The organism is Nocardia grenadensis NBRC 108939, from assembly GCF_001613445.1.
GTDB classification, from domain to species: Bacteria; Actinomycetota; Actinomycetes; order Mycobacteriales; family Mycobacteriaceae; genus Nocardia; species Nocardia grenadensis.
Genome location: NZ_BDCJ01000009.1, coordinates 156947 through 174709, shown reverse-complemented (window position 1 = coordinate 174709; position 17763 = coordinate 156947). Strand labels below are relative to the sequence as shown.

Genomic DNA, 17763 nt, shown 5'->3' with positions numbered 1-17763 from the left:
TATGGAACGAGGAAACAGCAAACACGGTCCGGCCCGCGACGACGAGTTGGCCCACGAACTGGAAGGTACCCTGCGGGGTAACCGGTCGAGCCGGGCGCAGGAATGGCACGACCCGGAACCACCGGCCGACGACGACAACCTGGCGAACGAACGCGTGGACCGGACCGAACGCCGCGACCGCGGCACCTGACCGGCTCCGCCGGCACCGCGCGACGCCGATGGCGGTCACGCGGTGCCGCCGACGGACACAACCCGTAACTATCGGATCATGGGCATACGAACCATCGTTCTTCCGCTCTGCACAGCCGCGATGCTGCTGTCTGCCTGCACGACGAACTCGGTCGAACCCGCTCCCGCACCTTCGGTTACCGCCGCCCGCATGGACAGCGTGCAAGGCGACCTCGACGCGGTGATCCGCTCGGGTGCTGTCGGGGCCATTGCCACGCTCACCGAGAACGGCGCGACCTCCGTCGTCGCCTCCGGCCTCTCCGATATCGCCGCGGGGACTCCGATCCCTACCGATCGCCCCCAGCATGTCCGGGTCGGTAGCGTCACCAAGGCTTTCACCGCCGCGATCGTGCTGCAACTGGTCGCCGAACACCGGATAGATCTCGACCGCTCGATCGACACCTACTTGCCCGGCCTGCTCGTCGGCCCCGGGGTGGACGGGCGCGCCCTCACCGTCCGCCAGATCCTGGGCCATCGAAGCGGGCTGCCCGAACTGCCCGAAACCCCGGAGATGAACGAATACGCGGCGGCCAAGGAGGGCCGCACCGTCACTCCCGCCCAGGAGATCGCAGCCGCCCTGCGGCATCCCGCGCAGTTCGCCCCGGGCGCTCGATTCGAATACACCAATACCAACTACATCGTCGTCGGCATGCTGATCGAGGCGGTGACCGGACACCGCTACACAGATGAGCTGCGCGACCGCATTCTCGCTCCGCTGGCGCTGCGGGACACTTACCTGCCGGCCACCGGGGAAACCGGTTTGCGCGACCCGCATCCGACCGGCTATGCCACCGTCGACGGCACCGTGACCGACGAGACGCGGGTGGAGCCGTCGGTGCCGTGGGCGGCCGGCGCGCTGGTCAGCACCGGCGCCGACCTGAACCGGTTCTTCCTCGCGCTGCTGTCGGGTCGGGTGGTGCCGCAGGCCCAGTTGCCGCAGATGCTCGACGGGGTCGATATGGGCCGCGGTGACGGCATGTCCTACGGGCTCGGCCTTGCGTACACCGAGCTGCCGTGCGGCCTGCAATATGTCGGCCACCTCGGTAGCATCCACGGCTTCTCTGCCGTCTCCGGCGCCGCGGCCCCAGGGCTCGCGGTCACCTTCTCCATTACCGGTACACCCCCCACCGTGGATATCCGCAACGTGCTCACCCACGCACTGTGCGGCTGAACGAACAGTCCGGAAGCGCCGTCACCGCACCGCGACGCGGCGGGTCGGTCAGGACGGTATCTCGGTGGTCTGCGCGGTATCGATCACGCCGAAGGTTTCGCCCTGCGGCGCGATGAGCACGCCCATCCGGCCGAAGGGGCTGTCGTCGGGGCCCATCAGCAGGGTCGCGCCGAGACCGGTCGCCGAGGCGAGGATCGCGTCGGTGTCCTCGACCTGGAACCAGCTCAACCAGTACGACGGCCCGGCGCCCGGGTTCTTGGTGGAATCGTTCAGGCCCCCGACCGGTTCCCCGTCGGGAGCGAGCGCGAAGGTCGCGTAGTCGACATTCACCCCGTCCCCGATCTCGGTGAACGTCCAGCCGAACACCTGGGTGTAGAACTCTTGCGCGCGTTGATAGCCGTCGGTGTGCAGTTCGTTCCAGCAGTAGGCTCCCGGCTCGTTGTAGACCGCGGCGCCGAAATGCTGTTTCGCTTGCCACACCCCGAACGCCGCACCGCCGGGATCGGTGGCCACCAGCATCCGCCCCGCATCCAGTACATCGAACGGTGCCATGACCACGGTGCCGCCGGCCGCCGTGATCGCGGCGGAAGTGTCGTCGGCATTGTCGGTGGCGATATAGGTGGTCCAGGTCGAGGGCATCGGTTGCCCGGGTGGTTTGGGGCCGATGCCGGCGACCGGGCGGCCGTCGCGCAGCGCCATCAGGTATCCACCGGCTTCGGGCGCACCGCCGGCGATCTCCCAGCCGAACAGGTCGCGGTAGAACTCTTGGGCGCGGTTCGTATCGTCGACCTGGCAATCGGTCCAGCACGGGGTGCCGGCCGGCCAGGGAGTTTCACGTATCGGCATTGCGTGTCCTCCGTGTTCCGTTTCGGGGTTCGCGCGAGTCGAGCGATAACAGGCCGAGATGACCGGATGAAACAGACACCGCGCGGCGCGCGACGGTTCGCGCGCCGCGGTCCGTGGCGAGGCCACCGTATCCAGCGGGCAGCGGCCGAGCAATAACCGCGCGGCGCACCCGCCCGTCACGGTGCCTGGTTGCCTATATTGTGAGTGTGTGCTCATAATGTGAATCCGCTGTGGCCTGCGTCACGAGAGGCCTTCCGTGCCGCCAGCACGGGAGCAGACGCCCGGCCCGGTGCGACTCGATGGGATAAGCACATGTCAGACCTTGCCACGATGGTCAACACAGGCGCCGCGGTCCTCGCGGTGGTCCTGCTGATCATCCGATTCAAAATCAACCCGGCGGTAGCGCTGGTCCTCGGTTCGGCCTATCTCGGACTCACCGCCGGTCTGGGTACCGAGAAGACCGTCGAAACGATCGCCACCGGTTTCGGCGACATCATGGCCGAGGTCGGGTTGCTGATCGCCTTCGGCGTGCTGACCGGCGTGATGCTGCAGGAGACCGGGGCCATCGAACGCCTCGTGCGGGCCCTGATCCGGGTCTTCGGTGTCAACCGGATGCCGTACGCGCTCTCGCTCACCATCGCCACCGCGCTGCAGTCGATCTACCTCGACGTACTGCTGGTCATCTCCGCACCCCTGGCCCGGACCGCCGCCGCCAAAATGGATAAGAAGGGCACCGCCCGGATGGCCACGGCGCTGGCGATCGGTGGCGAATGCGGCATCGTGCTCATGGTGCCCGGCGTCGGCGCGCTGGCCCTGGCCGGACTACTCGGTGTGCCGCTCGGCAAGATGCTGCTGTTCGGCCTGTTGCTCGTGATTCCCACGGTCACCATCGCGGTCGCTGTCATGAGCTTTCTGTTCGACCGCGGCTGGTGGAACGAGGAACGCGACGAACAGCCCTACCCCGCCGACGACGGGCCCGCCGGTGAGCCGGAAGTACGCGCGGCCGACGGGGAGCCCGGGGCCGGCGCCGCGGAACTCCGGGACGGCGACGGGGCATCCGGCGCCGCCGGCAAGCCGGCCGGTTCCGGCGGAGTAACCGTACGCGTACCCGCGCGGCCCCGGCCCGACACGCCGCTGCCGCTACTGATGGCACCGCTGATGACGGCCCTGCTGCTCATTGCCGTCGGCGCCGTCCTCGATGTCGCCGAGATCCGCAACCCGGTGATCGAATTCCTCGCCACCCCGGTCATCGCCCTGCTGATCGGACTCGTCGGCACCAGCATCGTGGGCCGCCGCAGCGTCGGCATCGACCGGATCCAGCGATGCATCGCCACCGGCTTCCAGGAGAGCGGACAGATCCTCATCCTGACCGGGGTCGGCGGGTCACTGGCCGCCACCATCACGGCCACCGGCGTCGGCGATATCCTCGGCGACTACTTCACCGCGAGCACCGCGGCACCACTGCTGATGGTGTGGGCGATCGCGGCCCTCCTGCACATCGCGGTCGGTTCGGTGACGCTCTCGGCTATCACCGCGGCGGGCATCCTCGCGCCGGTGGCCCCGGCGCTCGGAATCGATCCCGTGCTGATCGCCTTGGCCGCGGGCGCCGGATCGCTGTTCGCCGTCCACGTCACCAGCAATACCTTCTGGCTGCTGCAGTCGCTGATGGGGCAGACCACCCGCGGCACGCTGAAAACGTGCTCGGTGGGCGTATCCATCGCCTCAGTGGTGGCGATTCTGCTCATCATGCCGCTGAGCCTGGTCCTGTGAAACTCGGAAATAAGAGGGAGAACATGCGCAACGAGCCGCCGCTCGCCGGTATCCGGGTCCTGGAACTCGGCAACTACATCGCCGCCCCGACCGCCGGCCGGATGCTCGCCGATTTCGGCGCCGAGGTGATCAAGGTCGAACGTCCCGTAACCGGTGACGAATTGCGCCGCTGGCGCCTCTACGGCGGCGAGACCTCCATGCTGTACCGCACGATCAACCGCAACAAGAAGTCCATCGTGGTGGACCTGAAGACCGAGGCGGGTCGCGCCCTGATCCTGGATCTGGTCCGCGAATGCGATGTACTGCTGGAGAACTTCCGGCCGGGCACGCTGGAGAAATGGGGGCTGGGCCCCGAAGCACTGCAGGAAGCCAATCCGGAGGTGGTGATCACCCGGATCTCCGCGTACGGACAGACCGGACCCCAGGCCGCCCGGCCCGGTTTCGCCGCGGTGGCCGAAGCGGTGGGCGGGCTGCGCGAGCTCATCGGCGATCCGGACCGTCCGCCGGTGCGTACCGGTGTGTCCATCGGCGATTCCATTGCCGGTATCCACGCCGCGTTCGGCACCGTGATGGCCCTGTTCCAGCGGGCCCGCAGCGATACGCCGATCCCGTTGCCGGAGCGCATCATCGATGTGGCCCTCAACGAGTCGATCCTGTCGGTGATGGAGTCGCTGGTCCCCGACTATCTGGCGTACGGCGTGCGTCGCGAACGCGTCGGCGGCCGGATGGAGGGCATCGCGCCCAGTAACGCCTACCCGTGCAACGACGGCACCAGCATCATCGTCGCGGGCAACGGCGACGCCATCTTCGCGCGCTATATGGAGACCATCGGCCGACCGGACCTCGCCGCCGACCCGGAGCTGCGGGATAACGCCGGACGCTGGGCCCGCCGCGACGAACTGGATGCCGCGATCGCCGCGTGGACGAGCCGGCACACCCGCGCGGAGGCGCTGCGGCTCCTCGACGCAGCCGGTGTACCGTCCGGTCCGATCTACACCGCGGCCGATATCTGCGCCGACGAGCAGTACGCCGCTCGGAACATGATCCAGCACTTCGAGGTGGACACGGGTGCGGACGAACCCGCCACGGTGGGATTCCCCGGCATCGTCCCGGTGATCGGCGGCGCCTCGCTGCCGATCCGTACAATCGGCCCCGACCTGGGTGAACACACACGCGAAGTACTCGCCACGGTACTGCGCCTCACCGACGACGAGATCGACGCCGTCACAGGCGCTTCGGAAACAGGGGTTACGGTATGACCTTCAGCTACACACCGGCGGCGGAGCTGCGCGATGTGACGTTGCGCGACGGGCTGCAGCTCACCGGCAAACCGCTGGGCACCGAACGGAAGGTGGCGCTGGTCCGCGACCTGCTCGCGCTCGGTGTCCCAGAGCTCGAGATCGGCTCCATGGCCCGCCCGGACCTGGTGCCGCCGCTGGCCGATTCGCTCGACGTGATCGCCGCGCTGACGCCGGAGGAACTCGCGAAATGCTGGGTGTGGGTGGCCACCCCGCGGCATATCGAGAAGGCGGCCGCGGTGGGTGCGCGTAATTTCCAGTACTGCCTGTCGGCGTCGGATTCGCACAACAAGGCCAATATCGGGCGCACCACCGAGGACAGCGTCGCCGCCATGCCCGCGGCGGTCGAGCTGACCCGGGACTGCGGGGGCACCATCCAGCTGTGTATCGCGACCGCGTTCACCTGTCCCTTCGAAGGTGTCGTCGATCCGGCGCGGGTGCTGGGTATCGCCGCGGATCCGCGGACCGACGGCGCCGCCGATATCGTCCTCGCCGACACGCTGGGCCAGGCCGTCCCGGCCCAGGTGCGACAGCTCGTCGAGAGTGTCCGCGCGAACACGCCGCCGCGCCGCATCGTCTACCACGGTCACGACACCTGGGGCCTGGGGGTCGCGAATACGCTGGCGGCCATCGACGCGGGCGCCACGCTGGTGGACGGGTCACTGGGTGGATTGGGCGGCTGCCCGTTCGCCCCCGGCGCGAGTGGCAACACCGCGACCGAGGACCTGCTGTTCGCCACCCGCCCCGACTGGCTCACTCCTGCCATCCTGGCGACCGTGGTCGAAACCGGCGAGGCGCTGCTCGCCGACCTGGGCGAGCCCAACCGGTCCAAGACCGCGCAGGGCGCCCGCTCGAAAGCCCGGGCCTTCGACTGGGTGATCGGCGAGCAGTCGTGACGGCCGCGGATTTCCTCGTCACCACTGCGCTCCCCGGTCCCGGGATGCGGCTGCTCGAAGCCGCCGGATCGGTGACCGTGGCCGAGACCCGGATGAGTCATGAGCAATTGGCCGATGCCTGCGCGTCCGGGGACTACCGGGTGGTGGTGGCACAGCTGCGCGACGAATTCGACGCGAAGCTGCTGGACCGGGCGAAGATCACCGGGATCAGCAATTTCGCGGTGGGATACAACAATATCGATATCGCGGCGGCCACCGCGAACTCGATCGTCGTGGGCAACACCCCCGGCGTCCTGACCGACGCGACCGCCGATATCGCCCTGCTGCTGATCCTGGCGGTCGCGCGCCGGTGTGTGGAGGCCGATACCTTCGTCCGGTCCGGCGAGTTCCACGGCTGGGAGCCGGAACTGCTGCTGGGCCACGATGTCAGCGGCCGGACGCTCGGTCTGGCCGGTTTCGGCCGGATCGCGCGCGCCACCGCGCGGCGCGCGCTCGCTTTCGGCATGACCGTGGTGTTCTCGCCACGCCCACCCGGTGACCGGGTGGTGAGCGAGGAGGAACTCGGTGAGTTCGCTGGACGGGTGCAGCAGCTGCCGTGGCCCGAACTGGTCGCCACCAGCGATTACCTCTCGCTCCACGTCCCGCTGAACGCCGAGACCCACCATCTCGTGGACGAATCCGTACTCCGGTCGATGAAACGATCGGCGATTCTGATCAATACCGCGCGCGGGCCGATCGTCGACGAGCGCGCACTGGTCGCGGCCTTGCGCGACGGGGCCATCGCGGGCGCCGGATTGGATGTGTACGAGGACGAACCGCGTCTGGCACCGGGCCTGGCGGAACTGCCCAATACCGTGCTGCTGCCACATGTCGGGAGCGCCACGGTCCCGGTGCGCGCCGAGATGGCCCGCCGGTGCGCGGAGAACGCGGTGGCCATGCTCCGCGACGAACTCCCGCCGTACCCGGTCAATCCGGAGGCACGGGCGCGCTGACCACGGCGAGCCCGGGGTCGGCGGCCGGAATACGGCCGCCGAGGGTGCGGGTGACCTGTTCGGCGTAACCGACGAGCAGGTCCACCCACGCCTCGCACTGTGCCAGCGGCATCCGCAGGGTGGGGCCGCTGATCGTCAATGCCGCCACCACCTTTCCGGCCGCGTCGAATATGGGCGCGGACAGCCCCGATGCCGAATCCTCTCGCTCTCCGGCGCTGATCGCGTAACCGTCGGCCTTGGCCCGGGAGATGAGCGACCGCAGCTCCGGTGGACTGGTGACGGTGCCCTCGGTCAGCGGTTCCAGTGGTGCCGCCAGTACCCGCTCGGCGAGTTCGGGGTCCCAGGCCAGCAGGATCCGGCCCGCCGACCCGGCGTAGAGCGGGATGATCTTGCCCACGTACATGTCCCGGCGTAGCGCGTGCCGGGTCTCGGCGATGGCCACACACACCCGGAAACCGTGTTCGGCGCGGAAAACACAGGCGGTCTCCCCCGTCTCGTCACGGATCTCGCGCAGTACCGGGTCGACGATCGCCAGCAGGTCCAGTCCCTTGATCGCCGTGGCCGCCCAATAGCTCATCCGCAGCCCGACCCGGAGTCGGTCCCCCGCCCGATCCAGCAGGCCCTGCGCCACCATATTGGTGACCAGTCGCTGCACCGTGGAGGTCGGCAACCCGGTGGCCTGCTGGATCTCGCCCAGCGTCAACGACGGCCGGGCCAGGGAGAAGGCATCGAGGATCTCGGTGATCTTCCCCAATACCAGCAGCGGCTGGTGGTTCGCGGCAGCACCGCCGTCTTGCCTCGACATATCGCCGAATCTACGCGGTGTCCGGCCCGCTCCGGCGCCGGACACCGGTCCGGCCGTAGGCCACCGCGACCTTGCGGCCCGAACCCCGGCGGCCGCCGGTGCCGGGAGATTTCCGGACGCCGGTTGCGCGGACCACGTCGGGCACATATCCGGGACCGCGGGCGGTCAGATCTTCGCGAGCTCGGGTTCGGGATGCTCGGTGTCGCCGGTTCCGCCGGTTCCGCCGGGTGCGCCGGGTGCGCCGGACCGGTTGGGCAGCAGGATCGCCGTCACGATCACCACCAGCGACAGCGCCGCCGACACCACGAAGGCCAGCCGCATTCCGTCGAGTTGCGCGGTCAGCGTATCGATACCCGTGGCCTGCAGCGCACTGGTGCGACTCGCCATCACGGTGACCACCAGCGCCGTCCCCAGTGCGGCGGCGACCTGCTGCAGCGTGCCCAGCATGGAGCTGCCGTGCGAGTAGAGGTCCTCCGGCAGGGCCCCGAGCGCGAGGGTGAACACCGGTGTGAAGGCCGCGGCCAGCGACAGCATGAGCAGGATGTGCAGGGCCAGCAGTTGCCAGTACGGCGTGGTGACCGAGATCTGGGTGAAACCGGCCAGCGCGGCGGTGATCCCGATCGCCCCCGGGATCACCAGGAGGCGTCCACCGAACCGGTCGAACAGGCGGCCGATCACCGGGCCGAGCACACCCATGGCCAGCCCACCGGGCATGACCAGCAACCCGGTCTCCAGCGGCGACAGACCGCGCAGGTTCTGCAGATACAGCGGCAGCAGCATCATCGAGCCGAGCATGGCCAGGAACGCGACCGCCATCAGGACCAGGCCCAGGCTGTAGGTGCGCGAGCGCAGGATCCGCAGATCCAGCAGCGGGGTGCCGTGCCGCTGCAACCACAGCTGCCGGGCGACGAACAGGCCGATCAGGACGACGCCGGCGGAGGTGATGAGGGCAGGGGTGGCGACCGTGCCCGCCTCGAACCGACTCAACCCGTACACCAGGCTGCCGAAACCGAGTGCGGCGGAGACCACGCTGAACCAGTCGATCGATCCGGTCTCGGGTTCCCCGATGTTCTCCAGCCGCCGCAACCCGAACCAGGTGACCGCGCCCGCGATCGGCAGCACCAGTACGAACAGCCAGCGCCACGAGGCGATCTGCAGGACCAGGCCGGAGATGACCGGTCCCATGGCCGGAGCCACCGAAATGGCCAGGGTGACATTGCCCATGACCCGGCCGCGATCACGTTCGGGAACCACGGTCATCAGGGTGGTCATCAGCAGCGGCATCATCACCGCGGTGCCACCGGCCTGGACGATCCGCCCGGCGAGCAGCACCGCGAACGAGGGCGCCACCGCCGAGAGCGCTGTACCGGCCAGGAAGACACCCATGGCCAGCGTATAGGCGCGCCGCGTGGTGACCCGCTGCAGGAACCAGCCGGTGACCGGGATGACGGCCGCCATGGTGAGCATGAAGGAGGTCGACACCCACTGCGCGGCCCGCTCGGTGACCTCGAGGTCGTGCATCAGCCGCGGGATCGCGTTGATCATGATGGTCTCGTTCAGGATCACCACGAAGGTCGCGATCACCAGCAACCGAACGACGACCGGAGTGCCGCCTCCGGCCCGGCGAACGGATAACAGGGCGGGCATCGGCTTACCTCCGGAGGTCGTGAGCATCGGGCGTCGGCCGGGCGGGGTCGTCGATGACCGTTGCCCGGTGTACGAGAGAACAGACGAGTGAGCGGCGCTCGGCTCATCGGTGACGCGCCAGTGTTTCTTACGGCTGTGCACGAGATCAATCGCTTTTCCGGCGGCTGTATTCCCGGTCACAGCCCGATCGCCCAGCTCGCGGGGGCCCGGCCACGACCACTCCCCAGGGGGATATGAGGGAGGTCACGCGACCCCCTCGGACGTATCGGCGGACCGACGACCGGAGGGTCAGCCGAGTCCCAATTGCTGTGCCGCGATCTCGAGGTCCTTGTCGCCACGCCCGGACAGGCACAGCAGGACCACCGAACCGGCGGCCAGGTCACCGCGCTCGGCCAGCTCGAGCAGGCACCCCACCGCGTGCGCGGATTCCAGGGCGGGGATGATGCCCTCGCTGTGCCCGAGGGCTTCCATACCGCGTAACGCGAGCGCATCGGTGACCGGGACCGCGGTCAGGCGGCCGCTGTCCTCCAGATGACTGAGCTCCGGGCCCACCCCCGGGTAGTCCAGGCCGGCGGCGACACTATGCGTCCCGGCGATCTGACCGTCGTCGTCCTGCAGCAGGAGGCTGAACGTACCGTCGATCTCGCCGGGACTGCCGGCGGTCAGCGACGCCGCGTGCGCGCCGGTCTGTATTCCGCGCCCGGCGGCCTCCGCACCGAGCAACCGCACCCCCGGGTCGGCGACGAAGGGGCGGAACGCGCCGAGAGCATTGCTGCCGCCGCCGACACAGGCGATGACATAGTCGGGTAGTCGACCCTCGGCGGTCAGGATCTGGGACCGCGCCTCCGCCCCGATGGGGTGCTGGAAATCCCGCACGATCCGCGGATAGGGAGTAGGCCCGGCCGCGCTGCCCAGCAGGTAGTGGGTGGTGTCCACCTGCGACACCCAGTCGCGGACCGATTCGGTGATCGCCTCCTTGATCCGCCGGTTCCCGGTTTCCACCGCCCGCACCTCGGCGCCGAGCAGGCGCATCCGGATCACATTCGCCCGCTGCCGTTCCATATCGACGGCACCCATATAGATGGTGCAGCTCAAACCGAGCATCGCCCCCACGGTCGCGACTGCCACTCCGTGTTGTCCCGCCCCGGTCTCGGCAACGATTCGGCGTTTGCCCATGCGCCGGGCCAGCAACCCCTGCCCGAGGGCGTTGTTGATCTTGTGCGAACCGGTGTGGGCCATATCCTCCCGTTTGAGATAGACCGTCGGCGCCGGTGCACCCAGCCGCGCGGCGAACCGCGGTACCCGGTGCAGCAGGGTTGGCCGGCCGACCCGGCTGCGCGACAGACCGGTCAGCTCCCGGACGAACGCCGGATCGACGCGGGCCGCGTCGTATGCGCGTTCCAGTTCGAGCAGGGCGGCCATGAGACCCTCGGGAACGTATCTACCGCCGAATCGGCCGAATCGGCCACGCTGATCCGGGAAATCCCCGGGACGTAAGGTTTTCTGCGCGACCCCGTGATCGACGACCATCCAGCACTCACATTCCCTGTTCTCACTCCGCCGCGAAAAGTCTGTCCGGCCGGCGCAAGCGCCGGGTCACCCCTCGGCAACGGAGTAGTTAACAGTACTAAAGGGTTGGATTTTCGCCGTGACGTCACCTGCCGCGCAATCGGAGCCTTCCCCACCACGAGAACTCGCCCCTATTGTAGGATTGTCGACAATCCGGCCAGGCTCGACCGGCCACCGTCAGGGAGGAGCGTCCCACCGTGCTCACGGAAGCCACACTCACCGCCGCCGAACGGGAAGCCGTCGAGTCGGTACCCACCGGCCTGTTCATCGACGGCCGCACCCGCGAGACCGCGAAGACCATGCCCGTCCTCGATCCGGCGACCGGACAGCTGCTGCGCGAGGTCGCCGACGCCACCCCCGAGGACGGGCGGGCCGCGCTGGACGCCGCCGCGGCCGCCCAGGCCGGCTGGGCGCGCACCGCGCCCCGCGAGCGCAGCGAGATCCTCATGCGCGCCCATCGCCTACTGCTCGACGATGCCGACCGGCTCGCCCTGATCGCGACACTCGAGATGGGGAAGCCGCTGACGGAAGCCCGCGGCGAGATCACCTATGCCGCGGAGTTCTTCCGCTGGTTCGCCGAGGAGGCCGTGCGCCTCGACGGTGGATACATGCCCGCGCCGGGCGGGGGTGCCCGGTTCCTGGTCACCAAACAGCCCGTCGGGCCGAGCCTGCTCATCACCCCCTGGAACTTCCCGATGGCCATGGGCGCTCGCAAGATCGGGCCCGCCCTCGCCGCCGGCTGCACCAGCGTGGTCAAACCCGCCGAACAGACCCCGCTGTGCACCCTGGCGCTGGCGCGGATCCTGCACGAGGCCGGTGTTCCGGCCGGAGTGGTGAACGTGGTGACCACCTCGGATCCGGGCGCGCTGATGACGCCGCTCATCGACGACCCGCGCTCGCGCAAACTGTCCTTCACCGGTTCGACCGCGGTGGGCAAGAAACTGCTCGAGCAGTGCGCGCGCACCGTCATGCGGACCTCGATGGAGCTGGGCGGCAACGCCCCGTTCCTCGTCTTCGACGATGCCGACCTGGACGCGGCGGTCGACGGGGCGATGGCGGCGAAGATGCGCAATATCGGGCAGGCCTGCACTGCGGCGAACCGATTTCTCGTCCAGCGCGGGGTGGCCGCCGAATTCGCGGAGCGGCTGGCCGCACGGATGGGCGAGCTACCGTTGGGCCGCGGCACCGAACCCGGGGTCGTGGTAGGCCCGCTGATCGATGCCGACGCGGTGACCAAGGTGACCGAACTGGTCGCCGACGCCCGGACCTGCGGCGCCCGCGTCCTGCTGGGCGGTGAACCGCTCGACGGTCCCGGGCACTTCTACCCCGCCACCGTCCTGGTGGACGTCCCCGACGCGGCACAGATCTGCCATACCGAGGTGTTCGGGCCGGTCGCGAGTATCGCCACCTTCGAGACCGAGGAGGAGGCCGTCGCCCGCGCCAACGACACCCCCTACGGTCTGGTGAGCTACGTCTACACCGAGGGTCTGCGGCGCGGGCTGCGGATCAGCGAAGCGCTCGACACCGGAATGGTCGGCCTGAATCAGGGTGTCGTCTCCAATCCGGCCGCGCCGTTCGGCGGGGTGAAAGAATCCGGTCTCGGCCGCGAGGGCGGCCTGGTCGGCATCGACGAATTCCTCGAGATCAAATACATCGGAGTGCCACTGTGACAACCTATCGGATCGCGACGATCCCGGGCGACGGTATCGGCGTCGACGTGACCGCCGAGGCGGTGAAAGTTCTCGACCGGGTACTGCCCGGCATCGAATGGACCGAGTTCGACTGGTCCTGCGAGAACTACCTGCGCACCGGCGCGATGATGCCCGCCGACGGACCGGAGCGCCTCGCCGGATTCGACGCGATCCTGCTCGGCGCCGTCGGTTTCCCGGGTGTGCCCGACCATATCTCGCTGTGGGGTCTGCTCATCCCGCTGCGCCGGGCTTTCGGCCAGTACGTCAATCTGCGCCCGGTGCGGCTACTGCCCGGCACCACCTCGGCACTACGCGACCGCACCGCCGCCGATCTGGACCTGCTCATCGTGCGCGAGAACTCCGAGGGCGAGTACTCCGAGATCGGCGGACGGCACAATCCCGGCCGGCCGGACGAATTCGTCCTGCAGGAATCGGTTTTCACCCGAGTCGGCTGCGAACGGATCATCCGGTACGCCTTCGACCGGGCGACCGAACGCACGGGCCGCGTCTGCTCGGCCACGAAATCGAACGGTCTCATCCACTCCATGCCCTACTGGGACGAGATCTTCGAGCGGATCGCCGCGGAGTACCCGGCCGTGCAGACCCGGCAGATGCACGTCGACGCACTGGCCGCCGAGATCGTGCTGCATCCGGACCGGCTCGATGTGATCGTCGGCTCCAACCTCTTCGGCGATATCCTCTCCGACCTCGCCGCCGCCGTCACCGGCGGACTCGGGCTGGCACCCTCCGGCAATATCAACCCCGCCCGGGACGCGCCGTCGATGTTCGAGGCGGTTCACGGCAGCGCGCCCGATATCGCGGGTCAGGGCATCGCCAACCCGGTGGCGCAGATCCTGGCGGGCGCCATGCTGCTCGACCATCTGGGCGAGCACGTCGCGGCGGACGCAGTCGACCGAGCGGTCACCGATGTCCTCGGCAGCGGCGGCCCGCGCACCCCAGATCTGGGCGGTACGGCCACCACCACCGAGGTCGGCACCGAGATCGCCGACCGGGCGTCGGCCCTGCTGCACGCCTGAACACCGGTCCCGGGGCCGGCCGTGCCGCCCCGGGGCCCTTACTCCGACCGACCCCTTCTGACCAGTGTTTTCCCGTGTCGAAGGTCTCTTTCCAGCTTTCCCGATTGCCCCGTGACATTCTGGGAAAGCGACAGTGTGTGGACGGTCCGGGTCAGGAACTCCTCCTCGCGCTCGATCCGGCCACGCGATCAGGTCCCCGGCTCCGCAGCCCCGGAGCCGGACCATTCGCCCGGAAGGAGACGCCGAGAGCATGACCAGTGAACAGCCCGAGATCCTGACCACCGATGCCGGTATCCCGGTCGAGAGCGACGAGCATTCGCTCACCGTCGGCCCGAACGGCCCCATACTGCTCCAGGACCACTACCTCATCGAACAGATGGCCCAGTTCAACCGGGAGCGTATTCCGGAGCGCCAGCCGCACGCGAAGGGTAGTGGCGCCTTCGGGCGCTTCGTGGTCACCGGCGATGTCAGCGCCTATACCAAGGCGGCGGTTTTCCAGCCCGGTACCGAGACCGAGATGGTCGCCCGGTTCTCCACGGTCGCGGGGGAACGGGGCAGCCCGGACACCTGGCGCGACCCGCGCGGTTTCGCGTTGCGCTTCTACACCGGCGAGGGCAACTACGACATGGTCGGCAACAACACCCCGGTGTTCTTCATGCGCGACCCGATGAAGTTCCAGCACTTCATCCGCTCCCAGAAGCGCCGCGCCGACAACAACCTGCGCGATCACGATATGCAGTGGGATTTCTGGACGCTGTCACCGGAGTCGGCCCACCAGGTCACCTGGTTGATGGGCGATCGCGGGATCCCCAAGACGTGGCGGCATATGAACGGCTATTCCAGCCACACCTACATGTGGGTGAATGCCGCCGGCGAGAGGTTCTGGGTCAAGTACCACTTCAAAACCGACCAGGGCATCGATTTCCTCACGCAGGAGGAAGCCGACCGGCTCGCCGGCGCCGACAGCGATTTCCACATGCGCGATCTCTACGAGTCGATCGATCGGGGTGAGTACCCGAGCTGGACGCTGTATATGCAGATCATGCCGTTCGAGGAAGCGCAGGACTACCGGTTCAATCCCTTCGATCTCACCAAGGTGTGGCCGCACGGCGACTACCCGCTGATCGAGGTCGGGCGGATGACGCTGAACCGCAACCCCATCGATAATCACACCGAGATCGAACAGGCGGCGTTCCAGCCGAACAATCTGGTACCCGGAATCGGCCCGAGCCCGGACAAGATGCTGCTGGCCCGGATCTTCTCCTACGCCGACGCCCACCGGGCCCGGCTGGGGGCGAATTACCAGCAGATCCCGGTGAACGCGCCGCACACCCCGGTACACAGCTACAGCAAAGACGGCGCGATGCGCATCCATCCGGTGACCGATCCGGTGTACACGCCGAACTCCAAGGGTGGTCCGCGCCCCGATATCGACCGGTACGGCGAACCCGCGGGCTGGCATACCGACGGCGATCTGGTTCGCACCGCGTACACGCTGCACGCCGAGGACGACGATTGGGGCCAGGCCGGCACCATGGTCCGTGAGGTGCTCGACGACGCCGCCCGGGAGCGGCTGGTGAGCAATATCGTCGGCCATCTGCTGGACGGCGTGAGCGATCCGGTGCTGCAGCGCGCCTTCGAGTACTGGCGCAACGTCGACAAAGAGCTGGGCGATCGGGTCGAAAAGGGTGTCGGCGCCGCCCGCTGACCAGGGTCGGGGCCGCGACGATCTCCGGAATCGCGGCCCCGGATGCCCGGTCCACCGGGCCCCACCGTGACCGCCGACGAGCGCTAGAGTCGGGCGGCATGAGGATGTGCACGTTGCGGCCCGGCCGACGACCGCGGCTCCGGCACGATGGAAACCGGATTACGGTGGCGGCCGCCATCGGGTGCGACCGACACCGTACTCCGGGACTCGGGCGCTCGTCCGGGTCCGCGCGGTGACCGCGTGACGATCCTGGTCTGTCCCGACAGCTTCAAAGGCACCTACACCGCCGCCGAGGTCGCCGACGCCATCGCCGGGGGCGCCGAGGAAACAGGCGCGACCGCGGTACGCCTCCCGGTCGCCGACGGCGGTGAAGGCACCCTCGCCGCACTCACCGGGCCGCTGGGCCTCCACCCGGTGACGGTCGCGGCCCGCAATCCGTGGGGTGTCCCCGGTGAGGCCACCTTCGGGTTGTCCGACGACGGCGTGGCGGTGATCGAGATCGCCGCAGCCAGCGGTATCGCCACTGCGCACAGCGGTCCGCGCGATCCGGTCGCCGCGAACACCTACGGCACCGGCATGCTCATCGCCGCGGCGGTGCGGCGCGGGGCGTGGCGGATCGTGGTCACCGCGGGCGGATCGGCCACCACCGACGGTGGTGTGGGAGCGATCGCGGCCATCGAGGACGCCGGCGGTCTCGGCGGGGCTTCGATCACCGTGCTCACCGATGTCACCACCCGCTATGTGGACGCGGCCCGGGTGTTCGGACCACAGAAGGGCGCCGACCCGGCCACTGTCGAACTGTTGACTCGGCGGCTCGCCGAAACCGCGCGTACCCTGCCCCGCGATCCGTCCGGAGTCGACGCGACCGGAGCCGCCGGAGGATTCTCCGGCGGCATGTGGGCACAGTACGGGGCCGAATTACGCTCCGGCGCGGACTACGTGCTCGACAGCGCTGGTTTCGACACCCTGGCCGCGCAGGCGAGCACGATCGTCGTCGGAGAAGGGCGGCTGGACGGGCAGACCCGGGCCGGCAAGATCATCTCGGCGATTCTCGGGCGGGCCGGCACCACCCCGGTGTACGCGGTGGTGGGTTCGGTCGGTGACGATCTGGGTGACTACCGGTCTCGTTTCGCCGAGGTCATCGTGGCCTCCGACACCGGGGCCATGCGGGCGGCGGGACGACGGATCGGCACCGCCGCGCCCTGACGGCAGGACCGCCCCGAACGACCCGCGAAGTCCGGAGGGGCGGGCGCGGCCCCCGGGCCGGCGTTCAGCCGGCGGTATCGACCTCGGGTGGGAAGCCGCCCGTGGCGATCGGCCCCCAGCGCTCGATATCGATGCGGATGAGCGATTTGCCCTGGCGCGCCATCGCGGCCCGGTATTCGTCCCAGTCCGGGTGCTCACCGGCGATACCGCGGAAGTAGTCGACCAGACCGTCGAGCGCCTCCGGCATATCGAGTATCTCGGCTCGGCCGTCCACCTGCACATAGGCGTCGTCGAACTCGTCGGAGAGGACACAGATCGACACCTGCGGTTCGCGGCGGATATTGCGGGTCTTGGCCCGGCTCGGGTAGGTGGATACAACGATCCGGCCCTGCGGATCCAGTCCACAGGTCACCGGTGACATCTGCGGGCGGCCGTCGGCGCGGGTGGTGACCAGCACGCCGTGATGGCGCGAACCGAGGAATGCCAGCAGGTCGGCCTTGTCGACGATGGTGGAGGTCGCGATTCGCGGCATGGAGACCTTTCGAGACGGATCGGTACTCGGGCGATGCCCTCGCAGCATAGTCACCCGGTGCGGTCCCGACGTCGACCGTCGTCCCGCCACGACGCGCGGATTACTCCCGCACGCTGATTCGCCCGGCCCGCGGCGGGTATCGCGGGTGGGCAGCCGGAAACCGCGTCGCGCGACCGGCCCCAGCACCCGCGACAGGAGCACGATCACCATGCGCGCCACCGACCCACAGCGTCCCTTTCCGGAACCGCATCCGGCGCCGGATCCCGAACCCACGCCGCCGCTGCGCACTCCCCCGCCCGAACCCCGGCCCCGGGAGCCGCAACCGCCGGTCCCGAGCCCGTCGCCGGAGCCACAACCGCCCGTCCCC

General features: G+C 68.9%; 15 protein-coding genes. 10 read left to right on the top strand and 5 right to left on the bottom strand.

The window, feature by feature from the left end:
* The first annotated feature begins 1 nt into the window (after position 1).
* Positions 2 to 190 carry a hypothetical protein gene (locus NGR01S_RS10755; RefSeq protein ID WP_063036034.1) on the top strand — a complete coding sequence of 63 codons (189 nt, stop codon included), beginning with the start codon at positions 2 to 4 and terminating at the stop codon, positions 188 to 190.
* 189 nt (positions 191 to 379) lie between these two features.
* Positions 380 to 1399: a serine hydrolase domain-containing protein gene (locus NGR01S_RS10750; RefSeq protein ID WP_245664517.1), complete on the top strand. Its 1020-nt coding sequence runs from the start codon at positions 380 to 382 to the stop codon at positions 1397 to 1399.
* Positions 1400 to 1447: 48 nt separating this feature from the next.
* On the opposite strand, the gene NGR01S_RS10745 is transcribed toward NGR01S_RS10750, so the two are convergent.
* Positions 1448 to 2245, bottom strand: a complete 798-nt coding sequence (locus NGR01S_RS10745; RefSeq protein WP_063036032.1) for a VOC family protein — start codon at positions 2243 to 2245, stop codon at positions 1448 to 1450.
* A 312-nt stretch (positions 2246 to 2557) separates the two neighbouring features.
* Here NGR01S_RS10745 and NGR01S_RS10740 point away from each other — a divergent pair, with 312 nt between their 5' ends.
* Genes NGR01S_RS10740 through NGR01S_RS10725 form a run of 4 tightly spaced genes read left to right on the top strand, consistent with a single transcriptional unit; the run spans position 2558 to position 7201 of the window.
* Positions 2558 to 4015: a GntP family permease gene (locus tag NGR01S_RS10740; protein WP_063036031.1), complete on the top strand. Its 1458-nt coding sequence runs from the start codon at positions 2558 to 2560 to the stop codon at positions 4013 to 4015.
* A gap of 23 nt (positions 4016 to 4038) precedes the next feature.
* Positions 4039 to 5274, top strand: a complete 1236-nt coding sequence (locus NGR01S_RS10735; protein ID WP_063036030.1) for a CaiB/BaiF CoA transferase family protein — start codon at positions 4039 to 4041, stop codon at positions 5272 to 5274.
* On the top strand, positions 5271 to 6209 hold the full coding sequence (locus NGR01S_RS10730; RefSeq protein WP_063036029.1) for a hydroxymethylglutaryl-CoA lyase-like TIM-barrel protein: 939 nt from the start codon (positions 5271 to 5273) through the stop codon (positions 6207 to 6209). The genes NGR01S_RS10735 and NGR01S_RS10730 overlap by 4 nt, the downstream gene beginning before the upstream one ends.
* Positions 6210 to 6253: 44 nt before the next feature.
* Entirely contained in the window at positions 6254 to 7201 is a 948-nt protein-coding gene (locus NGR01S_RS10725; RefSeq protein ID WP_063036322.1) for a 2-hydroxyacid dehydrogenase, read from the top strand.
* Here NGR01S_RS10725 and NGR01S_RS10720 read toward each other — a convergent pair.
* From NGR01S_RS10720 to trpB, 3 genes are all read right to left on the bottom strand, one after another.
* On the bottom strand, positions 7176 to 8006 hold the full coding sequence (locus tag NGR01S_RS10720; protein ID WP_063036028.1) for an IclR family transcriptional regulator: 831 nt from the start codon (positions 8004 to 8006) through the stop codon (positions 7176 to 7178). The genes NGR01S_RS10725 and NGR01S_RS10720 overlap by 26 nt on opposite strands.
* Positions 8007 to 8171: 165 nt before the next feature.
* The gene (locus NGR01S_RS10715; RefSeq protein WP_063036321.1) at positions 8172 to 9653 is read right to left on the bottom strand and encodes an MDR family MFS transporter; all 1482 of its coding nucleotides are present in this window, start codon (positions 9651 to 9653) and stop codon (positions 8172 to 8174) included.
* Positions 9654 to 9941: 288 nt separating this feature from the next.
* Positions 9942 to 11183 (bottom strand): tryptophan synthase subunit beta, encoded by a 1242-nt coding sequence (gene trpB / locus NGR01S_RS10710; RefSeq protein ID WP_063036027.1) that lies wholly within the window; start codon positions 11181 to 11183, stop codon positions 9942 to 9944.
* A gap of 338 nt (positions 11184 to 11521) precedes the next feature.
* Here trpB and NGR01S_RS10705 point away from each other — a divergent pair, with 338 nt between their 5' ends.
* The 4 genes from NGR01S_RS10705 to NGR01S_RS10690 all read left to right on the top strand — a co-directional run bounded on the left by NGR01S_RS10705 (position 11522) and on the right by NGR01S_RS10690 (position 16864).
* Positions 11522 to 12892 carry an NAD-dependent succinate-semialdehyde dehydrogenase gene (locus tag NGR01S_RS10705; RefSeq protein ID WP_084480750.1) on the top strand — a complete coding sequence of 457 codons (1371 nt, stop codon included), beginning with the start codon at positions 11522 to 11524 and terminating at the stop codon, positions 12890 to 12892.
* On the top strand, positions 12889 to 13950 hold the full coding sequence (locus NGR01S_RS10700; RefSeq protein WP_063036025.1) for a tartrate dehydrogenase: 1062 nt from the start codon (positions 12889 to 12891) through the stop codon (positions 13948 to 13950). Before NGR01S_RS10705 ends, NGR01S_RS10700 begins: the two co-directional genes overlap by 4 nt.
* 250 nt (positions 13951 to 14200) lie before the next feature.
* Positions 14201 to 15658: a catalase gene (locus NGR01S_RS10695; protein WP_063036024.1), complete on the top strand. Its 1458-nt coding sequence runs from the start codon at positions 14201 to 14203 to the stop codon at positions 15656 to 15658.
* A gap of 240 nt (positions 15659 to 15898) precedes the next feature.
* Entirely contained in the window at positions 15899 to 16864 is a 966-nt protein-coding gene (locus tag NGR01S_RS10690) for a glycerate kinase (RefSeq protein ID WP_063036320.1), read from the top strand.
* A gap of 64 nt (positions 16865 to 16928) precedes the next feature.
* Here the strand turns inward: NGR01S_RS10690 and NGR01S_RS10685 are convergent, their stop codons facing one another.
* On the bottom strand, positions 16929 to 17396 hold the full coding sequence (locus NGR01S_RS10685; RefSeq protein WP_063036023.1) for a PPOX class F420-dependent oxidoreductase: 468 nt from the start codon (positions 17394 to 17396) through the stop codon (positions 16929 to 16931).
* Positions 17397 to 17763: the final 367 nt, after the last annotated feature.

Excerpts from the sequence above, each read along its gene's own strand:
- NGR01S_RS10725 (WP_063036322.1), top strand. The coding sequence starts at position 6,254 with ATGCGGCTGCTCGAAGCCGCCGGATCGGTGACCGTGGCCGAGACCCGG.
- NGR01S_RS10695 (WP_063036024.1), top strand. The coding sequence starts at position 14,201 with ATGACCAGTGAACAGCCCGAGATCCTGACCACCGATGCCGGTATCCCG.
- NGR01S_RS10750 (WP_245664517.1), top strand. The coding sequence starts at position 380 with ATGGACAGCGTGCAAGGCGACCTCGACGCGGTGATCCGCTCGGGTGCT.
- NGR01S_RS10715 (WP_063036321.1), bottom strand. The coding sequence starts at position 9,653 with ATGCCCGCCCTGTTATCCGTTCGCCGGGCCGGAGGCGGCACTCCGGTC.
- trpB (WP_063036027.1), bottom strand. The coding sequence starts at position 11,183 with ATGGTCGTCGATCACGGGGTCGCGCAGAAAACCTTACGTCCCGGGGAT.
- NGR01S_RS10685 (WP_063036023.1), bottom strand. The coding sequence starts at position 17,396 with ATGCCGCGAATCGCGACCTCCACCATCGTCGACAAGGCCGACCTGCTG.
- NGR01S_RS10735 (WP_063036030.1), top strand. The coding sequence starts at position 4,039 with ATGCGCAACGAGCCGCCGCTCGCCGGTATCCGGGTCCTGGAACTCGGC.
- NGR01S_RS10740 (WP_063036031.1), top strand. The coding sequence starts at position 2,558 with ATGTCAGACCTTGCCACGATGGTCAACACAGGCGCCGCGGTCCTCGCG.
- NGR01S_RS10720 (WP_063036028.1), bottom strand. The coding sequence starts at position 8,006 with ATGTCGAGGCAAGACGGCGGTGCTGCCGCGAACCACCAGCCGCTGCTG.
- NGR01S_RS10730 (WP_063036029.1), top strand. The coding sequence starts at position 5,271 with ATGACCTTCAGCTACACACCGGCGGCGGAGCTGCGCGATGTGACGTTG.
- NGR01S_RS10755 (WP_063036034.1), top strand. The coding sequence starts at position 2 with ATGGAACGAGGAAACAGCAAACACGGTCCGGCCCGCGACGACGAGTTG.
- NGR01S_RS10745 (WP_063036032.1), bottom strand. The coding sequence starts at position 2,245 with ATGCCGATACGTGAAACTCCCTGGCCGGCCGGCACCCCGTGCTGGACC.
- NGR01S_RS10705 (WP_084480750.1), top strand. The coding sequence starts at position 11,522 with ATGCCCGTCCTCGATCCGGCGACCGGACAGCTGCTGCGCGAGGTCGCC.